Origin of the sequence: Microcoleus sp. B3-A4 (assembly GCF_036705385.1) — a bacterium.
In the GTDB taxonomy this organism is placed as follows: Bacteria; Cyanobacteriota; Cyanobacteriia; order Cyanobacteriales; family Microcoleaceae; genus Microcoleus.
On sequence record NZ_JAUBUI010000060.1, the window covers coordinates 23986 to 34297 of the forward strand.

General features: G+C 47.5%; 9 protein-coding genes. 3 read left to right on the forward strand and 6 right to left on the reverse strand.

Annotation, left to right across the window (positions count from 1 at the left end; all coding sequences use genetic code 11):
* Window positions 1-35 precede the first annotated feature (35 nt).
* Both ureE and QUB33_RS20955 read right to left on the reverse strand, forming a co-directional pair.
* Entirely contained in the window at window positions 36-473 is a 438-nt protein-coding gene (gene ureE / locus QUB33_RS20950) for an urease accessory protein UreE (protein ID WP_333353657.1), read from the reverse strand.
* 431 nt (window positions 474-904) lie between these two features.
* Complete coding sequence (locus QUB33_RS20955) at window positions 905-1396, reverse strand: DUF4168 domain-containing protein (protein WP_333353660.1); 492 nt, start codon at window positions 1394-1396, stop codon at window positions 905-907.
* 874 nt (window positions 1397-2270) lie between these two features.
* On the opposite strand from QUB33_RS20955, the gene QUB33_RS20960 reads away from it, so the two are divergent.
* Window positions 2271-2696: a DoxX family protein gene (locus QUB33_RS20960; protein ID WP_333353663.1), complete on the forward strand. Its 426-nt coding sequence runs from the start codon at window positions 2271-2273 to the stop codon at window positions 2694-2696.
* The gene (locus tag QUB33_RS20965; RefSeq protein WP_333353666.1) at window positions 2693-3208 is read left to right on the forward strand and encodes a DUF4385 domain-containing protein; all 516 of its coding nucleotides are present in this window, start codon (window positions 2693-2695) and stop codon (window positions 3206-3208) included. The genes QUB33_RS20960 and QUB33_RS20965 overlap by 4 nt, the downstream gene beginning before the upstream one ends.
* Before the next feature lie 101 nt (window positions 3209-3309).
* Here the strand turns inward: QUB33_RS20965 and QUB33_RS20970 are convergent, their stop codons facing one another.
* From QUB33_RS20970 to QUB33_RS20985, 4 genes are all read right to left on the reverse strand, one after another.
* Window positions 3310-3777 carry a regulatory protein RecX gene (locus tag QUB33_RS20970; RefSeq protein WP_333353669.1) on the reverse strand — a complete coding sequence of 156 codons (468 nt, stop codon included), beginning with the start codon at window positions 3775-3777 and terminating at the stop codon, window positions 3310-3312.
* Window positions 3778-3867: 90 nt separating this feature from the next.
* Window positions 3868-4278 (reverse strand): AbrB family transcriptional regulator, encoded by a 411-nt coding sequence (locus QUB33_RS20975; protein WP_015177612.1) that lies wholly within the window; start codon window positions 4276-4278, stop codon window positions 3868-3870.
* 1622 nt (window positions 4279-5900) lie between these two features.
* Entirely contained in the window at window positions 5901-7601 is a 1701-nt protein-coding gene (locus QUB33_RS20980; RefSeq protein WP_333353672.1) for a CHAT domain-containing protein, read from the reverse strand.
* A gap of 4 nt (window positions 7602-7605) precedes the next feature.
* On the reverse strand, window positions 7606-7860 hold the full coding sequence (locus tag QUB33_RS20985; RefSeq protein ID WP_333353675.1) for a hypothetical protein: 255 nt from the start codon (window positions 7858-7860) through the stop codon (window positions 7606-7608).
* Between the two features lie 1419 nt (window positions 7861-9279).
* Here QUB33_RS20985 and QUB33_RS20990 point away from each other — a divergent pair.
* Window positions 9280-10312 (forward strand): calcium-binding protein (locus QUB33_RS20990; RefSeq protein ID WP_333353678.1); only part of this gene is annotated, 1033 nt, incomplete at its 3' end.

Below are 10312 nucleotides of genomic sequence, written 5' to 3' on the forward strand. Positions count from 1 at the left end.
CTAAAATCTAAAATCTAAAATCTAAAATCTAAAATCTAATGGCTGTGCCCGTAAGCGCCCATTTCGGGTTGAAACGGCACTATTTCCTCTGTTACTTCCAAACCCATTTTTTCAAGCATTCCGTGCAACACAGAGTCGGGAGAAAGTCTTAAATAATTATCGGCAATTTCTACAGCTACGTGGCGGTTTCCTAAATGATAAGCCGCCCGCATCAGTAGCAGCGGACTTGATGCCCGCGCTGTCAGCACCGGTTCGGGTTTTGCACTTACCAGTACCAAACAGCTACCGTCTTCCGACTGCAATAAATCTCGATCGCGCAATACCGTACCTCTGGGCAAACTCAGGTGCAGCCTTTCCCCCGTATTCGTCTCGAATCCGTGACGGCTGCGAGTGCGATCGTCTGCGGTCATTTGTAAGGTAAAGCTGACAATAGCATCGGGATTTGCAGGTAAATGTTTTGTGAAGGTTAGCATTTTTATATTCTATTCCTCAGAGCAATTCACTTGAACTTGAGTTTTTGAGGAATATCTTTTTTATAGCCGAAGGAATAAGGAAGACTGAAGTTCCAATCTTCAGCTCATCTTTCAGAACTTAAAAACGTCTTAATCGTGTTGGCGATCGCTATATCTCATTGCGATTTACAGCAAGTTGAAAAATATTCATCTCTCTGACCGCTCCCGTTCTGGCGTTAACACCAAATTTATGTTATTTTGTCAAGCACTTGATCGCAGACGAGCGCTTTTTTTTCAAAAAATTTTGCCTACCGTCTAGGAACTCGAACAATTTAAATCTCCAATATATTGTTGGGGGGAGGTAGCGGTTAAGCATCCTGCCTGCCCTTAACAAGCTTTTATGGAGAAGTCTAATACGAACGGGAGAGGAAGAAAGACTCAAACCATCAAGCTTATTGATTGCCCGCTTGTTGCAGTCGCAGGAGCTCGGCTTGAATTCGCTGTTTGACTGCCGGATCCGCTTGCTGGAGCAAAGTAAGCTGGTTGAAGCGACTAACTGTCAAACCATTAGTTTCGATAACTTTTTTAGCTTGTTGGCAGTAATTCACCGCGATGCCGCGAACACTTCCAGACAACCTATTAATTTGCTGAGTTTCGTTGCACACGACTCTGGGAACCGAGCCCCCAGCCATTCCTTTAATTTCGTTCAAAGCTTCCACCCGTCTGGGTTCTATTGCCAACACAGCACGAGCGTAGCTAGTAATTTCCTCGCTGCTAATCTCTTGAGCTTGGGCAGCAGCTCCGAAAACGAGGTTTGGGGATTGTGTGTACAAACCGGGCGCCCATCCGCTAGCTAAAGCTGCTGCAGAAAAGATGCCAAGCAACAGCGATTGTCGCAGCATCCGGTTTATGCCAAATTTAGAGGTGTTTATTGAGGTGTTCATGGTCGTCGGTGATTGATTGCGTGTAGATAAAAATGACACAGCGCTTGGAGGCTCAATCTTTTTGAATAATGTGGTGGCTAAAAAGTTCCTGCCGTTGGCAACTATTTTGAATTCCAGCAGGATGGTTGGGGAGTTGTTACGACGATCGGCTTTTTAGCAAATTCAATAATTTCATTCATTATAACATCTGTGGGAAGTTGACAAAACCCTTACTTTAGAGGGTAATTTTAATTACAGAGCGTTCGGGAATTGCCTCTGCCAATAATTCTCAAAGCGCCAATCTTAAATAATTCTAAAAATTCTTGACAAATTACTCGCATTATTTAGTCTAATCCAGGTACGCGCGAGCGAAGCTATCCCGAATGCGCGTGCCTTCGGTGAAGGGTAGGAAATCGCCTGCAAAGCAAGGTCAAAATTAAGAGTAATCGCACTCATCAATTCCCGCGATAATTTATTTAATGTTAGGCTGTGGCTCATTTGTCAATCGAGAAAATCCCCCGCTGGTTTGGCAGCTAACGCAGCCAGAGCCGGAACAAAAATCCTGTTTTACTACCCGAAGATAGAGACAGCAGCAGGGAACTAGACATTAAAATCTTATTATCAAAATGCGCGCTATCTGTTTTTGGCAGTCAACGCCCAGACCTTCGATTCCAGCTCTCGCTACCTCCTGTTTGGGGCTGTGAAAACTTGTCTGGGAGTTACCCAGAAACCGGGTTTTTCTACGCAATAAAATCGTTACAGCCACCAGCAAGAGCAGACAAACTCGGAAAGCTGGAATTTTTGGATGTCAGTTTTAGGGCCCTCTAGATCCCAGACAGCATATTTTGGCAAGCCTTATCGCAGCAATTTAACAATTATTAATTACCCATTGCCCATGAAAAGTCAAAAAGAAATTTGGCGAGTTATCCTCGCAGTAGCTATGAGTATTGTAGGCGTGCTGCACTTTGCAGTGCCGACACCTTTTATCCGAATCGTCCCGCCCCAGCTTCCTTACCCAGAAGCCTTGGTTTATATCAGCGGTTTTTTCGAGATTTTGGGTGGCATTGGGCTGTTAGTTCCTCCTGTCAGCAGGGCGGCGGCATGGGGATTAATTGCCTTGTTTATTGCCGTGTTTCCCGCTAATATCAATCAAGCCGTCAACAACATTCCGATAGAAGGGATTCCCCACAACCAATTACTGTATTGGTTCAGGCTGCCTTTTCAAGCTGTCTTCATTGCTTGGGCCTGGGTTTATACTCAGCCAGATGAAGGTAAACCGCGGGCTTCTCTAGTTCCAGATAAAACAGAAAACGCCCAATGAAGCAGTTCGACTACTCTTTGGATTTTAAGAACATCGACTTTCGACTGCACCCGGAACTTTATTGTGTAGGGAAGGGAGAACAGGGAGTGCTGTTGGTGGAACCCTACAAGGGAGAAATTCTGCCTTTTTGGAGATTTAAGACTCCTGAAATTGCCAGGGAGTCCAGTAGCAAAATTTATTCCTTGTTTTTAGACTATCTCGATCGCGAAGATTTTGTGGGAGCCGACATGGCCCGCAAGTTCTTGCAGATGGGGTATACTCGATCGCGTCGCTACGCCAACCACAAAAGCGGTCGAAAATACCAGCAAAACCCTCAGAAGCTGAAGTCTGTTGCAGAGCAAACCGCTGCTCGAAAAGATATTTTGCCGCTACAAGCAGATCCGGTGAAAGCAGAATCCGCCGCCATTTTTCAAGAAAAATGGATGCTGGCCAAAATCAACGAGAAATATCTCGAGCTTTTAGCCAGACACCGGCAGATGTACGAATCTTATTTAGTCAACGCTGAGGATTGACATACATTTACAAAAACTCAGAACTTACACTTTAGCCCCGTCGGCAGCAGTGTAGTTGTGCTTGCCTATCTGGGCCCCACCTATTTGCGTGGCCCTACTATTTACTCGTCATCTTCTTCTATTTGCCACTGCCGCCAAATTTCAAACGCATTAAAGCCCCTGTATTGCAGGTAATTCAAGATTTTGCCCTTGGTTTTCGGCTCTGCTTTATCCCAAGTATCGATCTTGTATTTCCGCATGACTTTGGCTTTTAATGCGGCCAGTTTTTCTGCTTCGGAGTCCTGATTTTCGGCAATTTCTTCTTCCCAGACTTGCTCGAACAAATCGTTGGTAATTCCTTTTTGCAGGCACTTGCGCTTGATGGCCGACTTCCCGTATTTGCCTGCTGCAGAGGCGATCGAGTTTGCCACCAAGCGAGTGTCGGACTGATAGCCGCGGTCTTGAATTTGCGCGATCGCCTCCAATATTTCCTCATTGCCAAAACCTTTCTCTTGCCCCTTTTTGCGAAGTTCAGAGGCACTGTAGTCTTTGCGGGACAAGAGAAAATAGAAATAGTCAAGACAGCTCATCAGTTAAATCGAAGGGTGGCGCGCAAATACTCGTGTAGCGAATGCCAAATCCAGTCGCCTTGCTATCGGCTGACTGCCTCGCGATCGCGTCTATTCTTCTGTATCCTCCTCTTCATCATCCAATTCCACATCCGGTCTGTCCACATCGATCTGAATCAAGCGAATGTGCTTGTATCCGAGCTTAATTTCAAACTCGTCTCCCGGCTTTAATCCCATTTCTTGGGTATAATTTGCCCCGATCACGATCGAACCATTCTTGTGAACGCTAGCTCGATAACTCGCTTCTCGCCCGCGTCCGTCTGCTTTCGACTTCTCTAGCTCAATGCCCTTAGCAGCTAACACTGCATCGTAAAACTCAGCCAGATTAATCCGGGTTTCTCCACTTTTGCTGACAGTGAAGTAGCCGCAAAGCTTTGCAAGTTCTCTGCGCGGCAAATCACTGCCTTTGATTTTTTGAAGCAGACCTTTTCCTGTTAAGGGTGCTGTAGCTGTTTCTGCCATTGACCGTACCTCGCTTATTGGACTTTACTTATATCAATTACAACACATTAGATTAACTTTGTTTCACTGTCAATACTAATAATTCTGAATATTAAGATTCTGGATAAATTTTTGCCGCCTCAAGACCGGGGGTGCAAGTAAGGATGCTCGAAGGGCGATCAATTTGCTCCTCGCAGCCCAAATGCTTGTGTAAGCCTCGGAGCGATCGCGCGGGGAATTATTGTCGCAAATTAAATGCTTTACTTTGTTACAGTAAAGTCTGTTCCCTGCATTCACCAATCCCCGATCGAGTCTGCGGTCAAGGTAAAAACAAGACAGCCATGAATCGAAATACCTAGAGCGCGGCCGCTGCAAATCTGCCGACAGCATTTACCCGCCGGAGTTAACTTTTACCTCAACAAGGGGAGCCAGCACTTGTTCTGGATGCCCCTGCCAGCTACTTGCAAAATCACTTTACAAAAAGAATCCAACTGTAGGCCCGTGCTCCAAACCCTTATGGAATAAGTCATTCCCAATTCTTCAATCTAAAATCTAAAATCTAAAATCCAAAATAGTATAAACCCTATTTTTCGGGCGGGAAATCCCCTCAAAACCCCAAATACCAACGAGCAATCTTCTATTAAGGTGTTGGGCATATAACTTGCACAGAACGCAGTCTGGGGAAGGCAATCCGGTAAAAATTGAAGGAAATTTCACCTCTTCGGTGAACGGGTTTAACCTAAAACCCGACTCAATGGGCGCGGTGGGAGAAACATCCGGCCGCCACTAAGAGGGGAATAGTTTTGATCGGGCGAGATTGCTTCGCGAGTCTTAACACTTCGCCACGAATCAGTAGATGTCTAGCGGGAACTCGGAAAAATCTTCCTCCTCCGGCCACAAGCCAGAGAATTTGAGGTTATTTCCACAGGGGAATTGAAAAAGACCGAGTTAAATGCACAACTGCTTAAATGTTTGATGCACTACAAATTAGCAGCGGTTCCCGACATGGAGTTTCGATGGAAATGTCTTGGTTTCCACTCGTTGCCTGTAAACTGCCAGACTCTCAAAATTTATGCACCAACTGGAGGGGCGCGTCAAACTCACAGCCGCTTCCATACTTAATTATTGTGAAATATACCAACCGCACTGACGGTGAGGACGTTCTTAATTGTTGCTACTGTGGCTTTTATTGTCTTGTGCCGAATGGCGAGTGTTCCTGCTGCCGAATCAGCCCGCCCAAAAACGCATACAAGCCACCGACTCCTGTCGTGGATAGAGCAAAATTTTAGACTCTTGTTCAAGCTTCCAGATTCATCTGTGGAGTAAATCTAAAATCTCAAATCCTTCGGCTCCGAGCTCAAGCCGAAGTCGAAAATCTACAATCAACTGACGAATTCTATATCAAGCAGTCCCGGACTTACTCTCTCGACGAGAAACCCGGTTTCTTCCTAGATGCTTGGTTGCGCTGCTGCTTATTTTCGGTAAAAACCGGCTTGATGAAGGTAAGTCCGAGATTCGATCGAGCAGCATACTTTCGATCGCTTTTCCAGCGAAAGCCGATCGCGAACGGCCAGCAAAAACCACACCCAGTTTGGAGCCAGGCCAAGAGGGTGTAAATTCCGCATCGCAGTGGGCGATCGCTTTTAGTGACGTTCTTGCAAGTAATTTTGCGACAGGGGAGTCCGTACCGCGGGCAGTAACTCTTCAGGTTTCGTGTCTCGCTGGTGCGAGTAGCGCCACCCAAAAAAGCCAGCACTCAAAGTAACGGGCAATAAGCAAAGCATTAGGGCGACAGATTTTTTCAACCCCGGTTTTTTTAACGGTTTCTGGGTGGGTGCAGCGGCGCGAGTTGCTTGGATCGCCGAAGACTCAGAATTAGGAATAGAGGACGGCGAAGCCGTCGGTGAGTTCGGTGAATTAGTAGCATCGAATCGATCGTTCTGGTGAACCCAATCCCTGCGATCTTTTAATTGGTCGGGAAAGTATTCCCAGACTTCGCCGTCAGAAGTGTCTGACTCATGCGATCGATTGGCTGGGATTGGGGAGTATTGGGCGATCGCCGAGAGTGAAGGTGGCGCACTCCATTCTGTACCCGCCAGAGCCGGCTGCGTTCCCGACGCGATTATTTGCACCCGAGACCCGGATGTCGCGCTGTGGGCTGGGCCACCGATCAGATAGCCGTCAAAGTCCGGGTGCTGGTAGAGAATGGGCAAAGCCCAGTATAGCTGGTGAGAACCGTAGGCAGAAATTAGCCCAGCTCTGGCCCGGCTCAGGCTCAGATCGACTGGATAGCCTTGATTGAGGTTGCGGTAAAACAACCGCGTCAGAGTTAGGGCTACATCGTCGGGGATGCTTTCTGCCATTGCTAGCACTGCCGGAATGCCCCGCTTCACTAGAGCTTCGGTTAAGTTCCGTTCCGGGCTGTCGTCCGCGAGGTCTGAGGGATCGCCGTAGGCGCCGCGGCAGGAGTTGAACACGGCCATCTGAATACCGTTGTTAACAAGCAATCCAGCTAAGTCGTCGCCACTCAAGGTTTCGGTTAAGCCAGTCCGGCTGCTGACTAGGTAGAGTTCGCCACCTCTGGAACCTAAGTTGCTGTGGCCTGCGTAGTGCAGGACTTGGTAGTGTCCTTGTTCTAGGGCTTGGGTAAGTTGTTCTCGATCGGGCTGTTCGAGAATAGTCAGTTGAATTTCCGGAGAATGCGGGCTGTTTTTGAGAGGATTGGCGGTACGGTTTTGGAGTTCTTGTTGCAGGTGGAGCACTTCTCGCTTGAGCTGCAAGCTGTCTCGATCGCTCGGAGAGGCGATCGCCATTAAAATTTTTAGTGGCCCGCTACTAGGCACTATCCGGGTTTGTTTGAACAAACTTGTACCTGGTTGGTAGCGAGAAAACACGACATCGGTGCCGGTTGCCAAAGGGCGATCGCCGGCGTGCAGAACTTCCCACGGCAGCCGCGGCAAGCGTCGGCCTTTGAGTCCGAGTCGCAGTTGCAGCACTTCTCGGCGGTGCTGGGCGATGCCTTGAGCGCAAGTCCAGCTATCGCGCAAGTTTCCTTGAAACAGCCCGCTGTATAATTGTTGCCCCAAGGCTACTAAATTGGGTGCTGAGTTGTTTCCCGAACGGGAGAGGCCGCGACCAGCCGAATTGCTTCCCTGTACTGCTTTTCCCTGGAGCAAGCCCACCAGCGGGTCGTTCATCAGTTGAGCAGACAGTGCAAGCCATTCGTCGATCGGCCAGCGGACTTGTTGTTCGGCTAAGGGTACACCGGGTGCAACCCTTTCTGTCCGCACTAGATATTCGTCGTCCCCAACAGGGGTGACTGAGAGTTGAAATTCCTGGCTCACGGATTTAGCGCCCTCCCGCCTTAATTCTGAATTTGCCTGCGTTTTTGTGGCTAGCAATAGCACTCGGCAACATATTTTTTACTCTTTCTATCAAAGTTTCTGAATGCGCTTCCCCCGATCGGGCGATCGCTAGGGTCATATATATTTGTTCAAACACTTTGAGAATATAAAAGTTGTACTTTAATAACAGTTTATTAGTTTTGATTGCCCTGTGGCTCGGTGAAAGCCGAATTTTCTCCAATCTTGCTATCTTTAACATTTTGCACCTCTACCGCAGACCCCTTTAGATTCGTCGTGAACTTGAGTTTCTCATTGCTGAGTAAAGTTAAATTGGAGGCACTTTACCAGGCGGATCTCTAGTTCTTATTAAAATTACTTCAGCTCACGCCAACCGGTTTCAGGGCAATATCGCAGGGAAAGTTGAGTATTTTATTTTTTTTGGCGATCGGTCGAGCGGTCTTTACCGCTTATCCTCTACCACCAACCCCCCATGTGTAATCTTGATTTTGTGTCAATTAATTAATTGGTCAGCCCTGGGTTCTCATCCGTAAGCCCTCCGCCCTCATCCTTAAGACCTCAGTGGCGATCGGTAATCGATAGTTGAGCGTCGATAATTGCTAATAACTTATTGCTAATTTACCCTTTTTATGATATAGAAAAATTTTTATTTAAATCTCTTAATCTAGTTAAAGTTAAGCATCAAAAATAAACGTAAGCAGCCAAGAACTCTCAACAATACAACGGCGATCAAATTATTCCGGTACTCTCAAGCAACCATCATTTTTGGCATCTAGAGGATTACGCCTCATCAGTCCGGTTCTTCGGATAATTATTGGATTTGGTTGCGAAGCCTCTACAAAACAATAGGGTTTCGCAGCCTCGCGGTGGGTCATTCCCGCTCAAAATGCCGATCGAGCTTGCAACTGTCACCAAAAAAGACTTCTGCTATATACTGTTTTTTGGCATACTTGGCAATCCGTCTTGAGATAGATATATTTGGGTAGAACTCTTAGTATTGATCCGAAAAAAAAAATTTTTCTCAGTTCGCGAGGTTTCCTCGTATCAAGAGAAAATTGTGCAACTAAAAATTAGAACAAATATTTGCCTGGGCGAATTATCTAAATTTCTAATTAGTCATCGGGAACTAAAATTAGAAGCGTGCAGTCGTTTAGGAAAGAGATTCAAATCCTAAGTCAGGGAAGGATTTGTCAAAGCTGGGAGTGTTACAAAACTTCAATACACCCAGCCAAGCTCGGAAAAAATGCAAGGGAAAAATTTGGGGGATACAGGTTTTGGGTAGTTATTTAGGAGTTGTCAGTTGCCAGTTTAAATTCAGCTAATTCACTGTAGAAATTACGTAGAAAATCTACAATCAAGAGCCCTTCGGCGCAGCTTACTGTAGAAACTACGGAGAACATCTAAACAGCTCGGCGCTTCGGCGCAGCGCTTACGGTGTAAGTGGCGGATCAATTAATTTTGGTTTGCAATGGCAGAAGATAAAACTCGCAATACAGTGAAAAAAACCCTTGCAGTTTAAGTGGCATCTATAATAGTAAAGATGAGGAAAACAGCTCCTATAGCAGGCGAAAGCATGAAGTTAGATTTTTTTCTTCGGCGGTCTCCTGTTTGGTGATAAATTGACTCTAAGAAGCTTACCATTTTTTGGGAAATATCAACGATGGCAGACGAACAGTTGTTAGAAGAAGGGCTGGGAAAAGTTTCTCGCGCTCAAGATGAAACACAAAATCCTGACGGGGGTTTAGACAATAACACCCCTAACAAGTTAATTAATGATGCGCTCGAAAGAGAGCTTGGCAACGATCTTGCGACTCCGTTTAAGGGCGTACCCGAAGAAGGTGCCGGCGACGACGCTGATGACAGCGACAGCATTGTCCAGACTTTTGGAGGTACTGATGACGATGATGACGATGACTTAGATGATGGCAACGGCATGGAACCGCGCCGCCGAGTCGTCGGTAGCGATGACGATGACTTAATTGTCGCCACTGGCAATGAGGATGAGATATACGGCAAACAAGGCAAGGACGAAATCAAAGGAAACCGTCGCAACAAAAATAAAATCTACGCGGGTAAAGGTGACGACGATTGCGAGGGCGGCGATGACGACGATGAAATAAGAGGCGATCGTGGCAACGACGACTGCGAAGGCGGCAAAGGCAACGACACCCTTAACGGCGGTAAAGATAACGATACCGTGATGGGCGGCGAAGGCAACGACGACTGCGAAGGCGATGACGGCGATGACTTGGCCCACGGCAACGAAGGAGATGATGACGTTGACGGCGGCGCCGGCAACGATAGCGTCTATGGCGGCAAAGGCAATGACGATTGCGAGGGCGGCGACGGCAACGATGCCGTCAGGGGGGACACAGGCAACGACGATTGTGAGGGCGGCGCTGGCAACGATACCCTTAATGGCGGCAAAGATAACGATACCGTTAATGGCGGTGACGACAGCGACAACTGTGCAGGCGACGACGGCGACGACAGCGTTAGCGGTGGCACCGGCGACGATACCGTTAATGGCGGCGACGGCAGCGACAACTGTGCAGGCGACGACGGCGACGACAGCGTTAGCGGTGGTGCTGGCGATGATACCGTAATGGGCGGTGTCGGCAGCGACAACTGTGCAGGCGACGACGGCGACGACAGCGTTAGCGGTGGTGCTGGCGATGATACCGTAATGGGCG